Origin of the sequence: Paenibacillus cymbidii (assembly GCF_004764705.1) — a bacterium.
Lineage (GTDB): Bacteria > Bacillota > Bacilli > Paenibacillales > NBRC-103111 > Paenibacillus_AN > Paenibacillus_AN cymbidii.
On sequence record NZ_SHLX01000032.1, the window covers coordinates 55,583 to 76,979 of the forward strand.

A 21,397-nucleotide genomic window follows, 5' to 3' on the forward strand; every position below is an offset into this window, starting at 1 on the left:
AATCCCCTCCCGATATAGTCCAATTAACCTTTCAACGACCCAACCATCGCGCCTTTGACAAAATATTTTTGCAGGAACGGGTACAAAATGAGGATCGGCAAAATGGCGGTAATGACGACTGCGTACTTGATATTTTGGCTGACGATCGCCGCATTGGACGTGTGAATTTCCGCCACCTGGCTGCTCGTATCGCCTTCCACGACGATGCTGCGCAGAATGATTTGCACCGGATATTTGCTTCGTTCGTTCAAATACACCAGGGCGGAGAAGAAGCTGTTCCAATGGCTGACCGCGTAAAACAGCGTCATCGTCGCCATCAGCGGCACGGACAGCGGCAGCACGACTTTGCGGAACACCGTCCAGTCGTTGGCGCCGTCCATATAAGCCGACTCCTGCAGCGCTTCGGGAATCTGCTGGAAAAACGTGCGCATCATCACCATATACATCACGCTGACGGCCGGGGGAAGCACGATCGCCCAAATCGAATTAATCATGCCCAGCTTGTCGATGACCAAATATTTGGGAATCAGCCCGCCGTCGAAAAACATCGTAAACACGATCAGCATCGCGAACACTTCTTTGCCGTAAAACGTCCGCCGCGACAGCGGATAGGCGCACAGGCACGTCATGACGAGGTTGATTGCCACGCCGACCGTCGTATACAGCAGCGTATTCCCGTAAGCGCGCACGATCGGGGCGTCGGTAAAGACAATTTCGTATGCCTTCCAGGTGATGCCGATCGGCAGCATGCCGACTTCGCCGCGCGACACGGCGCCGCCGCTGCTGACCGATACGATGGCCATGTAGTAAAGCGGATACAACATGACGAACACGATGACGAGCATAAACAGAACATTAAGGACGTCAAACAACGAAAAGGAAACTTTGCCGGATCGTTTCATGACATGCGGACACCACCCAGAAGGTTTTGCGATACTCCCCGAATCGGCATCACGCGAGCAAAAACTTGCATCGGAAGCATACGCTTCGTTACCATAAGCTCGTTCCACCGAGCCGTCTCGTGATGCGATTCGCGCCGATCACCAGGATGTAGGCCACGACGGACTGGAACATGCCGACCGCCGCCGAGTAGCTGAGATCGCCGCCAAGCAAGCCTCTACGGTATACGTAGGTTTGAATGACATCCGCCGTTTCATACGTGGACCCGTTGTACAGCAGCAAAATTTTCTCGTAGCCGATGGACAGGAAATGGCCGATATTGAGCAGGAACAAGATCGTGATGACCGGAAAAATCGCCGGTATCGTAATGTTTACCGTCATCTTCCACCGGTTGGCTCCGTCCATGCGGGCCGCCTCGTACAAGTGCGGGTCCACCCCTGTCAGCGCGGCCAAATAAATGATCGTGCCCCAGCCGATCTGCTGCCACACTTCTGAACCGATGTAGATCGTGCGGAACATGGCCGGGTCGTTCAGAAACTGGAGCTGTTCGCCGCCGAACCACTCGATCGCCTGGTTGAGCATGCCGTCGAAGGACAGGAAATTGACGATCATGCCGGCGATGACGACGGTCGACAGGAAGTGGGGCAAGTAGGCGACGGACTGCACGAAGCGCTTGAACAGCGGCAGACGCAGCTCGTTCAGCAGCAGTGCCAGCACGATCGGCGCCGGGAAATTGAAGATCAGCCCGTACAGGCCGAGCAAGGCCGTGTTGCGCAGCAGCTTCCAGAAATAAGGATCGCCGAAAAACAGGCGAAAGTTATCGAATCCGACCCACTTGCTGTGGAACAGCCCGGCAACGACGTTGTATTTCTGGAAGGCGATGACGTTCCCGATCATCGGGATGTAGTGGAACACAAGGAAATACAAGGCGGGAAGCAGGAACATCGCGTACAATACTTTGTTCCGGCGAATGGCGGCCGCCATGGCGCCGGAGCGCCGGCCGGCCTTGATGACGCCATCTGCCCCCCGGTGCGGGTCGTTCACGTTGTCACCCCCAGTCTGTCTTGGATAAGCGGATATCTCGCTCCCTTATCGTAAGCCGGGGCAGCAGGCGAAATCGACGGGCAATCCGTCGTTTCGAGTCTCGATTGTCCGTTTTGCGCCGTTGTCTCACCACTCCGCATCAGTCTCATCTGCGCTTGTTGCCGGTCAATGCCGCAGCGGCGCTCATTCGGACGGGCTGTCGGGCTGCTCCTGCTGCAGCATTTTGCGGTAGTCCTGGGGGGTGACGCCTTCGTACTTCTTGAACAGCCGGAAGAAGGTGGCGCGGCTCAGGATGCCGATGCGCTCCGCGATTTCATCGTTTTTGAGACTGGTGGTGGAGAGCATGAGCTTCGCTTCCTGAATCCGTTTGATGCTGATGTAGTCAGTCAGGTTGGTGCCGGTAATTTCCTTGAACAGTTTGCTGATGTATTTGGCGGACAAGTTCATCTCCGTGGCGATGCGCTCCAGATACAGGTCGCTTGTGTAATGGGCGTCGATGTACGCGATGATGCGGGAGACGAGTTGACCCGACTTGGAATCTTCCGGACTGGCGGTGCGGCCGACGATTTCGCCGTAGAAGCGGCGCAGCAGCGCAAGGTGCTCGCGCAAATCGAGCATGTGCGGGCGGGTGCCGATCAAGGTCCGATGCTCGTGCTCCTGCAAAATGTGCAGCGGCGTAATCCCTTTCTCCGACGCGTATTTGACCCCGATCGTATACAGCTCGATCAGCAGCAAATTCATATATGGATTCGACGTGCCTTTCTCCAGGTTCGTGCGAACAATCCGCCCGAGCTCCGAATCGAGCAGTGCGATATCGCCGGCGCGTAAGCCGTTGACGATTTTCTGCTCGTCCACGAAGGTGAACTGGAAGCTTTCTTCCCGCGGCAGCCGCGAGGAGTCGATCACCTGGAAATCGACGGACGCGTCGGTGAGCGCCAGCGCCATCTTCGCTTCGCCGTACGACTGGGCCAAATCGCCGAGATGCGGATACGCCCGGCCGATGCCGACGGCGAGTCGGCAATATTGGGCGTCATAGCGGAACGTGCTCAGGATGGATTCGAGCGCGGCGTCGAATGCGGCGCGGTCTTCCGGACGCTTCAAATTGACCATCACCGCAAAAGAACTGCTCTGGATCGTCAGCACATACGCCGTCACGTGCGGCCGGAGAATGCCGTCGATCACCTTCGTCAGCTTCTCTTCGATCAGCAGCCGGTCGGTATCCTGAATGTCCGCATAGAACGCTTCCTTAAAATAAAACTTCATGCAGCAGCAAAGAAATTGCCCCGCCTCGAAGCCGAGCTCGTGCATGAGCGCTTCCTGCTTCTCCGGCCGGTTGCCGCTCAAAATGTACGTAAAGGCGCCTTCGACGAATTCGGCCGAAAACCGTTCGTGCCGGTTCTGCGCGTCGAGCAAATTGCGGATCGGGTTGTACAGCTTCGTGCTGAAGCGGAAGGAAAGGGCGATGCCGACGATGACGAGCAGGAACGAAAGCCATGTCGTGACGGTCAAAATCCCGCTCGCCATCTTGCGATACTCGGCGACCGGGGTGACGGCGTAATAATGCCAGCCGTATTCGGAAACGAACGAGTTGACCATCGCCAGCGCGCCGTTCAGCCTGGCTTCCGCCATGCCGTCGTCAAGCCCGGTCAGGAGGCGCTGCGTTTCGGGCTGCTGCAGCGTCGGATCGGCCACAACGACATGGCCCTGGCCGTCGGTGACGGCAAACGCCGTCGCTTCGTTCACCCGGCTGCGCTGCAGCATATCCATGATTTTGGCGGTGGAAATGTTGACGACCATCACGACGCGATTGCCGCGGATAAATTGGGAAAGCACCAGCGGGACGACCGTCTCCCGCTTGTCCGTATACGACTTCTCCACGACGGTCGGCTTCAGCACGCGGAACAGGAAGTCCGTTTTCAGCAATTGCGCCCAGTAGTCTTCCTTGTATTCGGCGAAACGGCTGAACTCGCTGAAGAACGAGTGGAAGTTTTCCATTCCTTCGCTTTTGTAAATCCATTGGTTGTCCGCATACACGAACATGTCGTCGATATACGGGTTGACGATATTGCGGCTCATGGAAAGCATTTTGGTGATGCTGGACGATTTTTCTTTTTCGACGTCGGTCAGCAGGTTCGCGGGGAGCAAATATTGCTGCACGGTGTCGGTCATCAGGAAGTTCATGCCCGTCTGCTCGGACGTGCGCAAGTACGCGTCGATCGCCTTGGAGGAAGACTGGACGTTGGAGGTGACGTTGTCGCTCAGCTGTTTTTTGAAAATATGAATGTTGGCGAAATACACGATGAATCCGACGATCAGCGTCGGAATAAGCAGCAGCAAAAAAGAGGCGAGGATGCGGAAATAGAGCGCATTCACATGCAGGGAAACTTTCCATTTGCCGAGTCTCATCTGTCGTTGCTTCCTTTCCGCATCGGCCGGCCGGTCCGGCTCCCGTCTAGATGGCCCCATGATACGGCATCCGGCGCGGCCTGGCAACCCTGCCGGCGCTGAGACTTCGAGGGAAAAGTGAGATTCGCCGCCCGATGCGGACAATCGAGACTGGAGGCGCCGTTTTGAGCATCGTCACCGCGTGCCTTGGCGCGTATCATTGCCTGTGTGGAGGGAGATCCGATGGAACAGGAACCACAGGTTCGTTTGCTGCGGGCGGACGAAATGGCGGAGGCCGCCATGCTGGCCGATGCCGTGTTTCGTTCGGACGGCCGCGTTTCGATGGGGCGATCGCTGCCGAAAGTGTTTTCCGCCAGCCTGCGCCAGGCGGTTGGCTGTTTCGCGGACGGCGCGCTCGTTTCGTTTGCCGGACTGGTGCCGGCTGTCGTGCGGATCGGAGGCGCGCGCATCGCCGTTTATTCGTACGGCGCCGTTTGCACGCATCCGGCCTATCGCGGGAAAGGGCATGCGCGCGCCATTTTGCAATTTGCCAAACGTCATTCGGAGCAGGCGGAAGCGTCTTTGCTGCTCGTGTCGGGAGAGCTTCCCTTATATACGGAAGCGGGCTGCCGCCCGTTCGGGACGACCGGGCTGTACCGGCTGCTGCCGGAGCATGCGGCGTTTACGGGAGATGAGTACGTCTGCCGGGAGGCCGGGTCGGCCGATTGGTTCCGGCTGCAGGAGTTGGCCGAGGCGAAGCCGGTTCGCTACGAGTCGAGCCTGTGGGATTTGGCCGATTTGCTCGATGCCGGCGCGGTGGCGTCGATTCGCCGGCTGCGTCAGCGCACGTTCCTGGCGGAGAAGGACGGCGTGGCGGTTGCGTTTTGCGTGGTAGCCATGAAGCCGCGCGAGGGGGTGGAGGAGCCCGCTGCCGGCGGTTTGCTGATCGAATGGGCGGGCGATGCCGCGGCGGCGGCTTCTTTGCTGCAACACGTCGTGCGGCAAGAGCCGGTGGCGCAGGTGGAGGCGGTTTTGCCGTGGCAGGAGCGGGAACTGGCGCTGTTGCTCGCGCCTGCGTTCGTCTCCGCGAAGAAAAACCAGGGCACGGTTTATGTGGTGAACGCGGAGCGGTTGTTTCGGCAGTTGGCCGGTTATTGGATCGGCTGCGGAGGGGCGTCGGGCGCGCTGCCGGCGGTGCGCGCCGTGGCCGGAGGGGCGTTCGAGCTGACACTGCCCGGTTTATCGCCATTCGTTATGGGGGGCGGAGCGCTTGCGGCGGCGCTGTTCGACGGCGCGCCGGAAGGCGGCTGGGGAAGCGAGGAGCGCGAGCGGGCGGCTTCGGCTTATTTTCCGGTGCCGTTCCCGTATACCAAAGGATTGCATTTCGTCTGAACGGAAGGAGTGGGGCTGATGAACATGAGTGTGAGTATGGGCGATGGCGACAGCGGGCAAATCTCGTTTGGCATCTACGGCTGCGAGCATGCCCATATCGGTATTTTCGTTGAGGAAATGCTGCAGCTTGGGCACACTTGTGTCGGCATTTATGAGCCGAGTCGTTGCCGTGTGGCGCTGGCGCTTGCGGAGAAGTACGGGCTGCCGCTGCTAGAGGACAAAGGTGCGCTGTTTGCGCCGGAGGTGGGCGTGATCGGCTGCGCGGCGATCAACAATGAGAAGATCGGCGAGATCGAGGAATGCGAGGCGCACGGCAAACACGTGATCGTCGACAAGCCGGCCGTCGTCGACCTCGCCGGTTGCGATCGGCTCGATGCCGTCATGAGGCGGGGAACGATTCAGGTCGGCATGCTGCTGACGGAGCGGTTCCATCCGGCGATTTACACGCTGAAGCAGTTGATCGACGCCGGCCGGCTCGGGCGCATCGTCGCGATCTCCATGCGCAAGCCGCACCGGCTTCGGCCGGAAGGGCGGCCGACGTGGTTTTTCTCCAAGGAGCATAGCGGCGGCATTCTGATCGACCTGCTCGTTCACGACGTCGATCTGCTGCATTGGCTGACGGGGGAACCGATTGAGCGCATCGACGGCTATATGGCCAAACGCATCTTGCCGGAGCATCCGGACTTCTACGATGCGGTCATGCTGCAGGCGCTTATGGGCGGCGGGACGACGGCGGGGCTGTACGCCGATTGGCACACGCCGGAGCGCAGCTGGACCTGGGGAGACGGACGCATCTTCGTCACCGGAACGGAAGGCGCGGCCGAACTGCGGCTGAACGGCGATCCGTTCGCGAGGGCGGAGTCGGGGGCGGGCGGAGAGTCCGATGCGGGGAACGCTCCGAAGCTTGGTGGCGGGGCGGCCGCGCAGGAGGAAGCGCTGCTGCTGCTGACGACGCATGCGGAGGCGGCCGCGCGGGTGCCGCTGCTGCAGCCGGCGCATACGATCACGGGAGATTTTCTGCGCCGCATTGCGGGTTTGCCGTCGTGCATCGGCCACGGCGATATTGCCGCGGCGTCGCGCGCGGTTGTTGAGGCCGATGCGTCCGTGCGGGTTGTGCGTTTCGTATAGCGAGGCGCGGGGGCAGCGATAGAACGGTAAAGAGGTACAACAAAGGGGGAGACGTGAAGGTGGAAAATCGGGAAAAACTGCGTTTTGCCGTAATAGGGGCAGGGGTCATTTCCAAGTCGCACATCGCAGCGATTCAGGGCGATTCGGAAGCGGAGCTTGTCGCAATCGCCGATTCCGTCGCCGGCAAAGCGGAGGAGAAGGCGGCGCAGCACGGCATCCCGCAAGCGTATCGGGATTATGAAGATATGCTGCGGCGGGACGACATCGACGCGGTGAGCATTTGTTTGCCGAGCGGCATGCATGCGGACGCCGTCATCGCTTGCGCCCAGGCGGGCAAACACGTGTTGTGCGAGAAGCCGCTCGACATTACGGCGGAGAAGATGGAGCGGATGATTGGCGAATGCCGCCGGCGCGGCGTCAAGCTGGGCGTCGTTTATCAGCGGCGGACGCTGCCGTCCGTCGTTCGCGCCCGCGAGGCGATCCGTCAGGGCCAACTCGGCAAGCTGGTGCTGGGCGATGTCTACATGAAATATTACCGCAGCGCGGACTATTATCGCAGTGCGGGATGGCGGGGCACCTGGGCGCTCGACGGCGGCGGCGCGCTGATGAATCAGGGCGTGCACGGCGTCGATCTGATCCAGTGGCTGATGGGCGACGTTGCGTCGGTATTCGCTTATTCCGCGGCGCTGGCCCGGGAAATCGAAGTGGAGGATACGGCGGTGGCGGCCGTCCGTTACAAGAACGGCGCTTTCGGCATTATTCAGGGCGCGACGACGGTGTACCCCGAACTGGAAACCCGGTTCGAGATTCACGGGGAGAAGGGCAGCGTCACCATCGGAGACGGCGGCGTCAAAAGCTGGAAGCAGTTGCCGGACGACCCGGGGGCTGGCGCCGAGCCGTTCGCGTTCGACGGCAGCGACAGCATGCAGAGCGGGCATGCGGTGCTCGTCCGCGATTTGATCGAGGCGATCCGCGACGATCGCGAGCCGATGATTACCGGCGAAGAAGCGCGCAAAGCGGTGGATTTGATTTTGGCGATTTACGAATCCGCCCGCACCGGCCGGGAAGTGCGGCTGTAGGGCGAAGGGGCGGCGTGAGCGGCACAAATAGCCCATAAAAAATGGCCTATTCGCTCGATTTTTCCGGCTCCATCAAAAATAGCCAGTGATTTCACCGGCTATTTTGCTCAAACTGTTCTCAAATCACACTTTTCTATGAAATAACCAGTGATTTTACTGGTTATTTCTTTTCTGGTGCTCTTTTTTAACGAAATAGCCAGTAAAATATGGCTTATTTGCAGGGCGGCATTCCGTTTATGCTTTGCGGATGCGGTACATGTCGCTTTCCAGCTTGGCCGTTCTGGAGGCATAATCGTCGAGCTTGTCCATTAGCAGCGTAAAGCCGGTCCTCATCTCATTCCGCAACTCACCAATGGTATCGTGCATCTCCGTGCGCAGTGCACCAATCGACTCCTGCGTCTCTGTGCTCAGCTCTGCGATCGATTCGCGCATCTCCGTGCGTAGCGCACCGATAGACTCCTGCGTTTCCGTACGCAGCTCGGCGATGGATTCGCGCATCTCCGTGCGCAACTCCTGTCGCAGCTGAGCATTCGACTCCTGCATCTCCGTGCGCAGCTCTTGCCGCAGCTGAGCATTCGACTCCTGCATCTCCGTGCGCAGCTCCGCGATCGATTCGCGCATTTCCGTGCGCAACTCCTGTCGCAGCTGAGCATTCGACTCCTGCATCTCCGTGCGCAACTCCTGTCGCAGCTGAGCATTCGACTCCTGCATCTCCATGCGCAACTCTTGTCGCAACTGAGCATTCGACTCCTGCAACTCCGTGCGCAGCTCCGCGATCGATTCGCGCATTTCCGTGCGCAACTCCTGTCGCAGCTGAGCATTCGACTCCTGCATCTCCGTGCGCAATCCCGCGATCGAATCGCGCATTTCTTTGCGCGTCAGCTCGTCTCCTTCGCGTATTTCTTTCCGCGTCAGCTCGTCTCCTTCGCGCATTTCTTTCCGCAGCAGAACTTGCTCGTCTTGTATGCTCTTGATCTGAGCCGACATGACTTCGCTATTCTTGAGAATTGCGCTCAACATTTCGCGATCGCTCATTTCAGCCATTTCCTATTCACCTCCATGTACCCCTATTTGTGCCTGGATCGGCTGTTCTTCAGCGTCCGAAAATGCTATGTCTTTCGATGCTACCAAATTTGAAGCAAACGGTCAATTGGCAGTTACGCGTCTTTCTGCGCCTTCGATTGAAGGTAGCTCAAGAAGGGCGAAAAAGAAAATTTTTTCGAAAAACAGGAATCTTTTCCCCCGATTGCGAATTTAATAATCAAAGGCACTCGTTCTCCCTGCGCGCGCCTGACGATGTACGGAAGGGAACGTGATAAAAATCACAAGCGGTCATTCCGACATGGCGCAGCTTGTCATCCCTGGCCACATCACTTCATGAGCCTCTTCGCCTGTCGAATCGAGACAGCGCTTACATATTCCGCTCGAAACGTGTCGAAGCAACGCGCCGCACACGCGCCAACGCGCCGCCAGCGCCAACGCGCCGCCGCAGACGCTTCGCTCCGCGTTCGAGACTCCGCCGCTCGCGCTGTCATCAGCTACTGACGTGCCGAATGCCCGCCCGCCAACAACTACTCTCTGCTCGCACCCGACAAGCCGTTTCACTGTCCCATCGTCCATCAAACGGAGGTGTATTGCCATGCACATTGTCGTTTGCATCAAACAAGTGCCGGACAGCCGCGAAATCCGCATCGACCCGAAAACGAACACGCTGATCCGTCAAGGCGTTCCCAGTATCGTCAATTTTTACGACAAGCACGGCCTGGAGGAGGCGCTGCGCTGGAAAGACAAGCTGGGCGCCGAAGTGACTGTCGTTACGATGGGCCCGCCGCCAGCCGAAAAAAGCCTGAAGGAATGCATCTCGCTCGGCGCCGACCGGGCGGTGCTGGTGACGGACCGCGGCTTCGCCGGCGCGGACACGCTCGCCACCTCGTACGTGGTGGCGCTCACGATCGCCAAAGTGGCGGAGACGTTCGGCCCCGTCGACATGGTATTCTGCGGCAAACAAACGCTGGACGGCGATACCGGCCAAGTGGGGCCGGGCGTGGCGTGCCGGCTTGATTTTGAACAGCTGACGTACGTGAGCAAAGTGGTTGACATCGATCCGGTGAAACGCCGCGTCCGCGTCCAGCGATTGTTGGAAGACGGAGTGGAAGTGGTCGAAACGTCGATGCCGGTGCTGATGTCGTGCCTGAAAGAGCTGAACAAGGTGCGCCGCGCGTCGATGCCCGGCATGCTGCGCGCCGCAAGGTTCAAGCCGGTCGTCTGGACGACGGCGGATTTTCCCGGGATCGAGCGGGCGAAGATCGGCTTGAAAGGCTCGCCGACGATCGTCTCCAAAACGTGGGTGCCGGAAGTGAAAAAGGTGAACACGCAGATGATCGCCGGCGACTCGGCACAGGCGCAGGCGGGTGAGCTCGTCGGCAAGCTGTGGGAAGGCGGCAGGCCGGAACGGCTCGGCTGGGCTTAAGCGTAGTGGCATAACGAACGCAGCTCATTGGGCGCCACCGTTCGGAAGGGGGAACGGCCCCGAGGGAACGTGCAGCAGCAAGAGGGTTTCCTTCAAAGGCGGAAGTCCCGATCGACAGGAGGAGATGCATCCATGGCGCAAGAGGAACGCAAGGAAGAGCAGATGCCGGACTGGTCGGCATACCGCGACGTATTGATTGTGGTGGAGCAGCGAGCCGGCGTTGCCAAAAAAGTATCCTGGCAGCTGCTCGGCGAAGGCCGCAAGCTGGCGACGAAGCTGGAAGCCAAGCTGAAGGCGCTCGTCATCGGCCATGACGTCGGCCATTTGGCGGCGGAAGCGGTGGCGTACGGAGCGGACGTCGTGTACTTGTGCGACGAGCCGGAGCTGCGCGATTACCGCACGCGGCCGTACAGCCGCGTCTGTCTGAAGCTGCTTGAGGAGGTCAAACCGGAAATCGTGCTGTTCGGCGCGACGGCGACCGGGCGCGATTTGGCCGGCGCGATTGCGACGCATTTGCCGACGGGCTTGACGGCGGACTGCACCGAGCTCGACGTCGAGCCGCATCCGTCGCGCTTGCTGCTGGCAAGCCGGCCGGCATTTTCGGAGAAGATGATGGCGACGATTCTGTGCAAGCAGTATCGGCCGCAAATGGCGACGGCGCGAGCCGGAGTGTTCCAGGCGCAGCCGCGAAACGATGCTCGAACGGGGGACGTCGTGCGCATTCGCGGCGCGATGGCGGAGGAGGAAATCGCCGCGCAGGTGGTCGATTTCATCCATGAAAGCGAAGGCGTCAATCTGGAGGAGGCGGAAATTATCGTCGCCGGCGGGCGCGGGCTCGGCGGACCGGAGCCGTTCGCGCTGCTGAAGGAGCTGGCCGACGAACTCGGCGGCGTAGTCGGCGCGTCGCGCGCGGCGGTCGACGCCGGCTGGATCAAACACGAGCACCAGGTCGGGCAGACCGGGCAGACGGTGCGGCCGAAGCTGTATTTTGCCATCGGGATTTCGGGGGCGGTGCAGCACACGGTCGGCATGCAAAATTCGGAGACGATCGTGGCGATCAACCGCGACGAAAAGGCGCCGATTTTCCAGTTTGCGCATTACGGCATCGTCGGCGACTTGTTCCAGATCGTGCCGGCGATCATCCGCGAAATGCGCGCGCGCAAGGCGGCGGCTGGCAGTGGCGGTACGGGGGCGGCAGCGGAAGCGGCCCGGCAGGACGGCAGCACCAAAGCGGAAATCGCCGCGGCGGACGAAGCGGCTTCCAGCGGGAAGGGGGCAATCGTATGAGCGAAACATTCGACGCGATCGTAATCGGCGCCGGACCGGCGGGAACGGCGGCGGCGCTGACGATGGCGCGCGCGGGCTTAAGCGTCGTGCTGCTGGAGCGGGGCGAGTTTCCCGGGGCCAAAAATATTTTTGGCGGCGTGTTGTACCGCAAGCAGATCGAAGAGCTGGTGCCCGACTTCTGGAAGGAGAAAAACGCGCCGGTCGAGCGCCACATCGTCGAGCAGCGCATTTGGCTGATGGGCAAGGAATCGGTGGTGACGCTCGGCCACCGCAACGAAGCGTTCAAGGAGCCGCCGAACTGCTTTACCGGGTTGCGCGTCCGATTTGACCAGTGGTTCGCCGATAAGGCGGTCGAAGCCGGGGCGCTGCCAGTGTACGAAACGGTGGCGCTTGATGTCATTCGCGAAGGCGACCGCGTCGTCGGGATCAAAACCGACCGCGAGGACGGCGATTTGTACGCAAACGTGATCGTCATCGCCGACGGCGTCAATTCGCTCATCGGCAAGAAGATGGGCATCCACCGCGAGTGGGCGCCGGACGAGGTGTCGCTGGCGGTGAAGGAAGTGATTGCGCTGCCGCGGGAGAAGATCGAGGACCGCTTCGGCCTCGAAGGCGACGAAGGCGTGACGATCGAGTTTATGGGCGAAACGTCGCTTGGCATGGCGGGCATGGGCTTCCTGTACACGAACAAGGAAACGATTTCGCTTGGCGTCGGGGTGATGGTCAATCATCTGCGCGAGAAAAAAATCAAGCCTTACGCGCTGCTCGACGCCGTGAAGCAGCACCCGACGATCCGCAAGCTGATCCAGGGCGGCGAAATGAAGGAGTACGCCGGCCATCTGATCCCCGAAGGCGGCTACCATTCGGTGCCGAAGCTGTCGGGCGCAGGCTGGTGCGTCTGCGGCGACGCGGCGCAGCTCGTCAATTTTGTCCACCGCGAGGGCACGAACCTCGCCATGACGAGCGGCCGGCTGGCGGCGGAAACGATTATCGAGGCGAAGCAAAAAGGCGACTTTTCGGCCGCGGCGATGAGCCTGTACGACCGGAAAGTGCGCGAGTCCTTCATTATGAAGGATCTCAAAAAGTACAAAGGCATGCACGCGCTGCTGAAGGAACAAAATCCGGAGCTGCTGTTCGACAAGCTGCCGCGCGCCGTGAACGAAGCGGCGTATACGATGTTCAACATCGACGGCGTCTCCAAAGCCGAAAAGCAGAAGAAGGCGATCGGCATCGTCCGCGAGGCGGCGGGCGGCACGATGGGCCTGCTGAAGCTCGGCTACAAAGGGTGGAGGGCGATGAACGGATGAGTGAAACGAGCGTATCCGACAAGCTGTTTACGATTCGGTACAAGTGTGACGACACGTCGCATCTGATTATCAAGGAACGGGAAACGTGCCTGAAATGCGCGACGAAGGATTGCAACTACTTCTGCCCGTCGGATGTGTACGAGTGGGAAAAGAAGCTGAAGATCACAACCGTCGCCTTCGAAAACTGCATCGAATGCGGCACCTGCCGCATCGCTTGCCCGTCGGACAATATCGAATGGGTGTATCCGAAAGGCGGCTACGGCATCACGTACAAATTCGGCTGATCCGGCGTAGAAGCCGGAACGGCTTCGGCACGCGGGGAAACCGCGTCCGTCAGCAGCATTGGCTGCGGCGGGCGCGGTTTTTTACTTTTTCACGTAAAGGTGATGGAAGCACTCACGTAGTTAAATACATATATGCCCATTACTCCGAAAAGGGCCCTTCGCGAAACATCGCGGCGGGCCAATTCAAACTACCGCGGACTCGCTTGCCCAGCCGCCCGCATGCCCTTTCGGAGTCACACACATATATGCACATCGCTCCGAAAACGGGTCGCCGGGGATAGGAAGTATCGTCGCCCGTCACTCGTCCGCCCCCGCCACAATTCAGCTTTTGGGTTGCCCCGACGCTGTCGGGAGAAGCGCCAGCACAAGACGCTGCTTGTAGCCAACGGCGTCAACGCGACGACCCGGCGAAAGGCTTAACAGGAAAACCTCCCGTTATTTTTAGATTTTTTATTAAAAAAGGTGAAATAGCGGGAAAACCTCCCGCTAAATTGCCGCCAATAGCCGTTTTTCGGCCAAATGGCGTAAATTAACGGGAACTTTTCCTGTTATTTTGGCAAATCGGCGGTTTTGACGCGAAATAACGGGAGGTTTTCCCGCTATTCCACGGGTTGGCGGCAGGGAAAGCGCCGTCGACCGCCGCTTTGTAAGCCCCAGGTAAAAGAATGTATAGCGGTGCAAAAAATGCGTCCCCTCGTATCGCAAAGGAAGGGCAGCCGAGCAAAAAGTGGAGATTTTCCTCGCCGTCGTCCGCTGGTATCGTGAAATCAAGCCGCACCGACACCACCGTTGCGTTGCACCGGTCGGTACCCGATGGAAAGGATGGAGACTCGCTTTGGAGACACCCCTGCACCCGCCGCAGACGACGAACGCCGTTCCCTTCAAATGGCATTCCCGCCGTTCGTTCCGGAAAGACTTGCGCAAGCGGCCGCTCCTTTATTTGCTGCTTGTGCCGGTCGTCGCTTACTTCATTACGTTCAAATACGTGCCGCTGTACGGCGAAATCATCGCTTTCAAACAGTTTCGCCTCGCGGACGGCATCTGGGGAAGCAAGTGGGTTGGCCTGGAGCATTTCGAGCGGCTGCTCCACAGCAGCGATTTTCTGAAAATCGTCCGCAATACGCTGCTGCTGAATGTGTACGCGCTGGTTTTCGGTTTTCCGGCGCCGATCGTACTGGCGCTCTTGCTCAATGAAATGCGCGTGGAATGGTACAAGCGGCTCATTCAGAACCTGCTGTATTTGCCCCATTTCCTCTCCTGGATCATCCTCGGGATGATCGTGATCGGGCTGCTGTCGCCGAGCGTCGGCTTCATCAATCATGCGCTGAAAGCGTTTGGCATGGAGCCGATTTATTTCATGAGCAGCAATTTCTGGTGGCCGCTCGTGTACGTGTTTGCCGGCATTTGGCGCGAGGCGGGCTTCGGCACGATTCTGTATTTGGCCGCCATGTCCGCGATCGACCCGCATCTTTACGAAGCCGCACGCATGGACGGCGCCGGCAAGCTGCGGCAAATGCGGCACGTCACGCTGCCCGGCATCCGAAGCACGATTGCGCTGATGCTGGTGCTGCAGATGGGCCGCATGACCGACGTCGGCTTCGAGCAGGTATGGGTGCTGACAAACCCGATGGTGACAGGCGTGTCGGATGTGATGAGCACGTACATTTACCGGCTCGGCCTGGTGAATTTGCAGTACAGCTACACGACGGCGATCGGCCTGTTCCAGTCGCTGATCGGTTTCGCGCTAGTGCTGACGGTCAATCGCATCATCCGGGCGATGGGGGAGCGTGCGCTATGGTAACGCTGATCGGCAGGCTGTCGCGCGGTCTGCTGTATGGGCTGCTGGCCGCCGCCGCTTTTACGACGCTGTTTCCGTTTCTGAACGTGCTGGCGATGTCGCTCAGCGACGGCGAGGCGATCCGCGCGGGCAAGGTGTCGCTTGTCCCCGTCGATTTCACCTGGATGGCATACCGCAATTTGATCGAGGACGGCCAACTGTTCGTCGCCATGAAAAATACGGTGCTGATGACGGTGGTCGGCACGTCGCTGAACATGCTGGTTACGGTGATGGCCGCTTACCCGCTGTCCAAATCCGATCTGCACGGGCGCGGTCCGCTGCTGGGGCTGATCGTTTTTACGATGCTGTTCGGCGGCGGCCTGATTCCGCAGTTTCTGCTGGTCAAAAGCCTCGGCATTATCAACACGTACTGGTCGCTGTGGTTGCCGGCGCTGATCGGCACGTACAACATGTTCGTGATGAAGACGTTTTTCGAAGGGCTGCCGCCGGAACTGGAGGAATCGGCAGCGATCGACGGCGCCAGGGACTGGACCGTGCTGACGCGCATTGTGCTGCCGCTTTCGATGCCGGTCCTGGCGGCGCTGACGCTGTTCTACGCGGTCGGCTGGTGGAATGCCTACTACAACGTGCTCATTTTCATCAAAAGCTCCGGCAGCATGTCGCTCATGGTCAAGCTGTACCAGATGATCGACAACCTGAACCCCGAGCTGATGGTCATGGATTCCGCCAACTCGGGCCATACGATTCCGCCGGAAGGCGTGCGGGCGGCGGCCGCGATGGTGGCGGCGCTGCCGATTCTGATCGTTTATCCGTTTTTGCAGAAATATTTTGTGAAGGGCGTATTGATGGGGTCGGTAAAAGGGTGAACCCGGCTTGTCCGGTTTGCCCGTTCGGCCGGCGGTTCGTTCATAACGGCGTCAAGCGCCTTATGATATACTAATTACCATTCGGGAGGTCAACGAAGCATGGGGAAAACAAAGCAATGGCTGCTCGGCGGCACGCTGCTCGCCGTCGCGCTGACGTCGGTGCTTGCCGGCTGCAGCGGCAAGGAATCTCCGCAAACGACGGGAAGCGCCGCGCCGTCCGCCGCCAAGTCGGAGGACAAGTACGACAAGCTGCCGAAGGAAATCAGCGTCTCGATGTTCGATCGCGGCGCCGTTGCCGCGGATGAAGGGACATACGAGACGAACCGCTGGACCAAGTGGATTGGCGAGCAGTCCGGCATCAAGGCAAAGTTCGTGCCGGTTCCGCGCGGCCAGGCGCAGGAGAAGCTCAACACGCTGATCGCCTCCGGAGAAGCGCCGGACGTAATCTGGGAATACGACCGCAATTACATCGCCACGCTCGCTTCCCAAGGGGTCATCCAGCCGCTGGACGACTATATCGAGAAGTACAGCACGACGATGAAGGAATATATCAAAGCGAATCCCGACTTGAAGCCTTATATGACGATCAACGGCAACATTTACGCCATTACGACAAGAAGGCCGATGAACGGCATCGCCAACGCCGGCATGTGGATTCGCCAGGACTGGCTCGACAAGGTGGGGATGAAGGCGCCGACGACGGAAGAAGAGTTTTTTGCCGTGGCCAAGGCGTTCAAGGACAAGGGGCTGGCCGGCAGCGCCGCGGCTCCGGTCGTTTCGCTGTACACCTGGGGCAACGTCGTCCAGGCATTGTTCGCGGCGCACAGCTCGCAGTGGTACCTGGAAAACGGCAAAATGACGAACAGCAATTTCGTCGACCGCAATGCCGGATCGATCGCATTCGAGCGCAAGTTATATGAAAACGGATACATCGACAAGGAGTATTTGACCGACAAAAACAGCCAGAAGATGATGACCGACTGGGCCCAGGGCAAGATCGGCATCCTGCTCGGCACCGTCGGCAACAGCATCGACAACTATATGAAGGATCTGCTCAAAAACGTGCCGGACGCCAATCCGGTGCCGCTGGCCGCTTTCTCCACCAAGTACGGCAAGTACGGCGTTTACCAGGAAACCCAGGCGAACATTTTCATCACTTTCAACAAGGACATGAAAAACCCGAAGGCCGCCATCGAGTACCTCGACTGGATGATGGCCAAAGGCTGGTTCCCGCTGATGAACGGCAACGAAAACGTGCACTACAAGCTGGTGAACGGCGTGCCGCAAACAATCGACGCCGACAAGTTCAAGAAGGAAGTTTCGTACGCCGGCGAGTATGCGATCGTGCGCGACGAAGCCAAAACGTTCAAGCTCGACGACTTGCTCGTCAAAGCGGCGCCGGACGCCGTTTCGCAGCGCTGGGCGAAGCTGTTCGCAAACGCGATTCAAACGTCGCTCGCCGTGCCGTTCCGCCGGGACATCCCGTATGCGCCGAACGCGCCGGAGATCAGCAACGTGCTGACTAGCATCGGACCGAAGTTGACCGAAATCCGTACGCGCGCGATCATCAAGGGCGATATCAGCCCGGACGAGGCGCTTGAGATGATGAAGAAGGAATACAAAAACGCGGGCGGCGACAAGGCCGACCAGGTCGCGCAGGACTGGTACGAAAAAAATAAAGCGGGCTTCAAATAACAGCTGACAGCAGGAACGGAACGGGCCTCTTCGGAAGTCCCGTTTCCATGGGCGGGGGGCGGGAGCATGCTCTGGAGGAAGCAAAGTCATACGAAACGGGCGATGGCGGTCATTGTGCTGTTCCTCGGCATCAGCATTGTCGCGACGGCGGGCTTGTCCTATTTCATTACGACCGACCATCTGGAGACGGAAGTCGAGCAGGTGAACCGTTCGCTGCTGCGGGAAGTGAACGGGAAGCTGCTGCTCGTCCTGAAAGGGATCGACACGGAGGCGATCCAGTTTCTGCGCAGCCGGGATATGTGGGGCTTCATGGAGGACGATTCCGACGTGCAGAATAACGCGATCGCGATCAATGCGCGCATCACCGACATTCTGATGAGCAATGACGCCATCTTTTCGATCGACCTGTATTCGTATGCGAAGGACCGCCGGTCCTGGTCGAACTTGTTCCAGCAGCTCGCCCAGCCTTCCGATTACCGATGGCTCGACGATTTCAAAGGCTACAAAGGCTTCTACCAGTGGATCGGCACCCGCAAGCTGTCGATCGACGATACGGGCGCGATCCAGCACAATGTGGTCACCTTGCTGCGATCGTACCCGCTTACGCACGCCGAAGGCTACCGCAAAGGGGTCGTCAGCGTCAATATCGACGAGGTGACGATTTATAATCTGATTGGCAGCGCCATCGAGCCGTCGCTCGGCTACTTGTTCATCGCCGACGGCAGCGGCACGATCATCAGCCATGCCGACAAATCGCGCATCGGCACCAAAACGGGCGCCTCGTTCTGGGGCAAAGGACCGGACAAACAAACGGAAGGCCGCTTCCGCATCCGCGAGAACGGCGCGGGGCAAACCGTGTTCTTCACGACGAACGCCTACACCGGCTGGAAAATCGTCAGCGTCGTGTCCGACGTAGCGCTGAACAAGCCGCTGGTCAGCGTGCGCAATACGATGCTGGGCATCTCGCTTCTGCTTCTGCTGCTCGCCGCCGGCATGGCGGTCGTCGTCGGACGCTGGACGTTCCGGCCGATCAACCGGCTGCTTGCCGGCGTCTCGCGGCAACTGCAAACGCATCGCACTTACCCCGACAAGCCCGAGGACGGCGCGCGCGACGAGTTCGGCCGCATCGAGCGGTCGCTGTCGCACCTCCTCGCGGACAGCGACCGGATGCACCGGCATATGCGCGAGACGCAGCCGATGGTCAAGTGGCGGCTGGCGATGGACGCGCTGACCGGCGCGCGCACGACGCCGGGCGAGCTGCTGCAGAGCCTGGACGCGATCGGCTCGCCGCTGCACGCGGGCCAGTTCGTGGTGATGGCGGCGGAGTTCGACCGCCGGGCGGAAATCGCTTCGGCGCACGATATGCAGCTGTACTGCTACGCGCTCGGCAACGTCGCCGAAGAAATGATCAACGCGGAGAATCGCGGCTTGGCGATCGAAGCGCGCGAAGGGCTTGTCGTCATCGTGGTCAGCTTCGCGGACGACGCCGGCGACGCGAACCAACTGCGCGCGTTTGCCGTCGCGGAGCTGATCAAGAGCTTCGTGCAGGAGCATTTCAAGCGCACGATTTCACTTGGCGTCGGACGGCTGGCGCACAGTGTCGACGAATTGCAGACGTCCTATCACGACGCGCTGTCGGCGCTTTCCTACAAGCTGATTCTCGGCGAAAATACGATCATCTCCGGCGACGATATCCGCGAGCCGGCAGGGGGCGAGTTTCTGCGGCTGATCGGGGCGACGGACGGCATTCTCGACTCGCTGCGGCTGCTCGACCGCGAGAAGATGAAGAAGCAGACGGCACGCTGGTTCGGCGAAATGACGGAGGGGCGCGCGGCGCCCGATCTCATTCGCCAGGCGGTCGTGCAGTTCATGATGAAAGCCGCGGGAGCCGTCGCCGAAATCGATCCGGCGCTGCTGGACGAGGCGCCTTCCCATCGGCTGTTCGACCTGCTCAGCCAATACGAAAGCATTCGCGAGCTGGCCGATTTTGTCGGCGAGCAGTTGGACGGCTACGCCGACCGGATCGAAGCGCGGCGCAGCGCCCGCGAATCGAGCGGCGTAGTGGAGCGGATCATCGCCTTTATCGACAGCCATTACATGCGCAGCGATTTATCGCTGAACTATTTGGCCGGGGAGTTCAAGATGAGCGTTTCGTATTTGAGCCGCTTGTTCAAGGAGCATACCGAAGGCAATTTCATCGACTACCTGATGGATATCCGCATCGCCAGGGCGAAGGAAATGCTGGCCGCAAGCGACATGCTGATCCGGGATGTATCGGAAGCGGTCGGCTACTCCAACGCCAACAGCTTTGTGCGCATTTTCAAGAAGAGCACGGGCCTGACGCCAGGCGAATTCCGCGAACGCGAGCGAGGGTCGGGGGCGGGATCAGGATCGGGAGCGGGGCCGTCCGGCAAGTGACGAAGGGAGAATATGAGGGATATGCTGCAAACGAAAACCGTTGTCGACGCGACAACCGGCCTGCTCACTATGGCGATCGGCAGGGAAGGCGCGGATACGTCGCACCATTATTTTACGGCGATGACGTGGCTGAGCGACAGCCGCCACCTGGTGCTTCAGACGAACATCGATCGCGAAACGCTGCATGGAACGACCGTGCTGTTCGATACGGAAACCGGCCGGACGAAGGTACTGGAAGAGGAGGCCGTCTGGGGCGGCGGCATCGTCTCGTCCGACGACTGGTTGTACATGATCCGCGGGAACGAGCTGCATGCGCTGCATCCGCTGTCGGGCGCCCGGCGGACGGTATGCAGGCTGGACTCCGACTGTGCGCTCCACGGGCCGCCGTCGATCACGAACGACGGCCGTACGCTGGGCCTCTACTGGACGCGGCAGACGGAAGCCGGCGGGGACGAGGCCGCGGGCGGCACGGAGTGGATCGTCGGCACCGTCGATGCCGCAACCGGCGAAGTGAAAGAAGCGATTCGGCCGCAGTTCGCCGAACCTTACCCGGTGGCGAATCATGCGATGATCAACCCGGTCGATCCGGAGCAAATCTTCTTCTGCCACGAAGGCAAAACGGAGCATATCCCGGACCGCCTGTGGGTGGCGGACGTCCGTACGCAGCGGATGCGCAACCTGTTCGCGCAGAAGCGTCGCGGCGACGGCACGCATGTCGAATACGTCGGCCACGAGATGTGGGCGTATGACGGAAGCGGGCTGGTCTTCGTGAAGTACCCGCATAGCCCCGACCAGCAGACAGGCGTCTGGTTCGTCGACCGCAGCGGAGGCGCCAGCTTCGTCAACGGCGACTACCGCTATTGGCATGTCGGCATCAGTCCCGACGGCACGCGCGCCGCTGCCGACACCCAGGAGCCCGGCGTCGCCAAAATCGTGCTGATCGACACGGCGACGAAACGGTCGCGGCTGCTGTGCGAACTGCCGTGCCGCGGCCGCCATCCGGCGCATCCGCACCCGTCGTTCAGCCCGGACAGCCGCAAAGTGACGTTCAGCTTCACGGACGAGCGCGATGACTTGTGGGTCGGCGTGATGACCGTTCCGGATTAAATGTATGCCAGTTATACAAATAAGCAAAATTAATTGGACAAAAACAGTCGGAATACTTTATGATTCTACGTACCGGCGAATAACAAGCATGACGCGGCGGCAATCGTAAACTGCGGACTCGCCGTCATACGGATCGACTGGACCAACCGGAGATACCGAGCCTGTACACAGGCTTGCCGTCTCCGTTTTTTTGTCGTTCCCGGGAAACGACAAAACGAACGGAGAAAAAAATTCGTG

16 protein-coding genes are annotated in these 21,397 nt (G+C 59.8%); 12 read left to right on the forward strand and 4 right to left on the reverse strand.

Features of this window, described 5'->3' with window-relative positions:
• Positions 1-23: 23 nt before the first annotated feature.
• The 3 genes from EXY20_RS31280 to EXY20_RS31290 form a co-directional block, all read right to left on the reverse strand.
• Entirely contained in the window at positions 24-902 is an 879-nt protein-coding gene (locus EXY20_RS31280) for a carbohydrate ABC transporter permease (protein ID WP_135556355.1), read from the reverse strand.
• Between the two features lie 88 nt (positions 903-990).
• Positions 991-1,944: an ABC transporter permease gene (locus EXY20_RS31285; RefSeq protein ID WP_235886284.1), complete on the reverse strand. Its 954-nt coding sequence runs from the start codon at positions 1,942-1,944 to the stop codon at positions 991-993.
• 183 nt (positions 1,945-2,127) lie between these two features.
• The gene (locus tag EXY20_RS31290; protein ID WP_167859657.1) at positions 2,128-4,350 is read right to left on the reverse strand and encodes a helix-turn-helix domain-containing protein; all 2,223 of its coding nucleotides are present in this window, start codon (positions 4,348-4,350) and stop codon (positions 2,128-2,130) included.
• A 222-nt stretch (positions 4,351-4,572) separates the two neighbouring features.
• Between EXY20_RS31290 and EXY20_RS31295 the strand changes: the two genes are divergently transcribed.
• The 3 genes from EXY20_RS31295 to EXY20_RS31305 are packed head-to-tail and all read left to right on the forward strand — an operon-like array spanning position 4,573 to position 7,928.
• Positions 4,573-5,721: a GNAT family N-acetyltransferase gene (locus tag EXY20_RS31295; RefSeq protein ID WP_135556357.1), complete on the forward strand. Its 1,149-nt coding sequence runs from the start codon at positions 4,573-4,575 to the stop codon at positions 5,719-5,721.
• An 18-nt stretch (positions 5,722-5,739) separates the two neighbouring features.
• Entirely contained in the window at positions 5,740-6,849 is a 1,110-nt protein-coding gene (locus tag EXY20_RS31300) for a Gfo/Idh/MocA family protein (protein ID WP_235886285.1), read from the forward strand.
• Positions 6,850-6,908: 59 nt separating this feature from the next.
• Positions 6,909-7,928, forward strand: a complete 1,020-nt coding sequence (locus EXY20_RS31305) for a Gfo/Idh/MocA family protein (RefSeq protein WP_235886286.1) — start codon at positions 6,909-6,911, stop codon at positions 7,926-7,928.
• A gap of 234 nt (positions 7,929-8,162) precedes the next feature.
• Here EXY20_RS31305 and EXY20_RS31310 read toward each other — a convergent pair whose 3' ends face one another.
• Positions 8,163-8,963 (reverse strand): coiled-coil domain-containing protein, encoded by an 801-nt coding sequence (locus EXY20_RS31310; protein WP_135556359.1) that lies wholly within the window; start codon positions 8,961-8,963, stop codon positions 8,163-8,165.
• Positions 8,964-9,567: 604 nt separating this feature from the next.
• Between EXY20_RS31310 and EXY20_RS31315 the strand changes: the two genes are divergently transcribed.
• The 9 genes from EXY20_RS31315 (at position 9,568) to EXY20_RS31355 (ending at position 21,160) form a co-directional block, all read left to right on the forward strand.
• Positions 9,568-10,398 (forward strand): electron transfer flavoprotein subunit beta/FixA family protein, encoded by an 831-nt coding sequence (locus EXY20_RS31315; protein ID WP_135556360.1) that lies wholly within the window; start codon positions 9,568-9,570, stop codon positions 10,396-10,398.
• 132 nt (positions 10,399-10,530) lie between these two features.
• Positions 10,531-11,685, forward strand: a complete 1,155-nt coding sequence (locus tag EXY20_RS31320; protein ID WP_135556361.1) for an electron transfer flavoprotein subunit alpha/FixB family protein — start codon at positions 10,531-10,533, stop codon at positions 11,683-11,685.
• Complete coding sequence (locus EXY20_RS31325; protein WP_135556362.1) at positions 11,682-12,992, forward strand: FAD-dependent oxidoreductase; 1,311 nt, start codon at positions 11,682-11,684, stop codon at positions 12,990-12,992. The genes EXY20_RS31320 and EXY20_RS31325 overlap by 4 nt, the downstream gene beginning before the upstream one ends.
• Positions 12,989-13,276 carry a ferredoxin family protein gene (locus tag EXY20_RS31330; protein WP_135556363.1) on the forward strand — a complete coding sequence of 96 codons (288 nt, stop codon included), beginning with the start codon at positions 12,989-12,991 and terminating at the stop codon, positions 13,274-13,276. Before EXY20_RS31325 ends, EXY20_RS31330 begins: the two co-directional genes overlap by 4 nt.
• Positions 13,277-14,111: 835 nt before the next feature.
• On the forward strand, positions 14,112-15,077 hold the full coding sequence (locus EXY20_RS31335) for an ABC transporter permease (protein WP_235886287.1): 966 nt from the start codon (positions 14,112-14,114) through the stop codon (positions 15,075-15,077).
• Positions 15,071-15,940, forward strand: a complete 870-nt coding sequence (locus EXY20_RS31340; protein WP_135556364.1) for a carbohydrate ABC transporter permease — start codon at positions 15,071-15,073, stop codon at positions 15,938-15,940. The genes EXY20_RS31335 and EXY20_RS31340 overlap by 7 nt, the downstream gene beginning before the upstream one ends.
• Before the next feature lie 99 nt (positions 15,941-16,039).
• On the forward strand, positions 16,040-17,635 hold the full coding sequence (locus tag EXY20_RS31345) for an extracellular solute-binding protein (RefSeq protein ID WP_135556365.1): 1,596 nt from the start codon (positions 16,040-16,042) through the stop codon (positions 17,633-17,635).
• Between the two features lie 66 nt (positions 17,636-17,701).
• Positions 17,702-20,053 carry a helix-turn-helix domain-containing protein gene (locus EXY20_RS31350; RefSeq protein WP_135556366.1) on the forward strand — a complete coding sequence of 784 codons (2,352 nt, stop codon included), beginning with the start codon at positions 17,702-17,704 and terminating at the stop codon, positions 20,051-20,053.
• Positions 20,054-20,074: 21 nt separating this feature from the next.
• The gene (locus EXY20_RS31355; RefSeq protein WP_135556367.1) at positions 20,075-21,160 is read left to right on the forward strand and encodes a TolB family protein; all 1,086 of its coding nucleotides are present in this window, start codon (positions 20,075-20,077) and stop codon (positions 21,158-21,160) included.
• The last annotated feature ends 237 nt before the right edge of the window (positions 21,161-21,397 follow it).

Coding starts and splice junctions, on each gene's coding strand:
- EXY20_RS31280 (WP_135556355.1), bottom strand. CDS start 902: ATGAAACGATCCGGCAAAGTTTCCTTTTCGTTGTTTGACGTCCTTAAT.
- EXY20_RS31290 (WP_167859657.1), bottom strand. CDS start 4,350: ATGAGACTCGGCAAATGGAAAGTTTCCCTGCATGTGAATGCGCTCTAT.
- EXY20_RS31295 (WP_135556357.1), top strand. CDS start 4,573: ATGGAACAGGAACCACAGGTTCGTTTGCTGCGGGCGGACGAAATGGCG.
- EXY20_RS31300 (WP_235886285.1), top strand. CDS start 5,740: ATGAACATGAGTGTGAGTATGGGCGATGGCGACAGCGGGCAAATCTCG.
- EXY20_RS31310 (WP_135556359.1), bottom strand. CDS start 8,963: ATGAGCGATCGCGAAATGTTGAGCGCAATTCTCAAGAATAGCGAAGTC.
- EXY20_RS31315 (WP_135556360.1), top strand. CDS start 9,568: ATGCACATTGTCGTTTGCATCAAACAAGTGCCGGACAGCCGCGAAATC.
- EXY20_RS31320 (WP_135556361.1), top strand. CDS start 10,531: ATGGCGCAAGAGGAACGCAAGGAAGAGCAGATGCCGGACTGGTCGGCA.
- EXY20_RS31325 (WP_135556362.1), top strand. CDS start 11,682: ATGAGCGAAACATTCGACGCGATCGTAATCGGCGCCGGACCGGCGGGA.
- EXY20_RS31330 (WP_135556363.1), top strand. CDS start 12,989: ATGAGTGAAACGAGCGTATCCGACAAGCTGTTTACGATTCGGTACAAG.
- EXY20_RS31340 (WP_135556364.1), top strand. CDS start 15,071: ATGGTAACGCTGATCGGCAGGCTGTCGCGCGGTCTGCTGTATGGGCTG.
- EXY20_RS31345 (WP_135556365.1), top strand. CDS start 16,040: ATGGGGAAAACAAAGCAATGGCTGCTCGGCGGCACGCTGCTCGCCGTC.
- EXY20_RS31350 (WP_135556366.1), top strand. CDS start 17,702: ATGCTCTGGAGGAAGCAAAGTCATACGAAACGGGCGATGGCGGTCATT.
- EXY20_RS31355 (WP_135556367.1), top strand. CDS start 20,075: ATGCTGCAAACGAAAACCGTTGTCGACGCGACAACCGGCCTGCTCACT.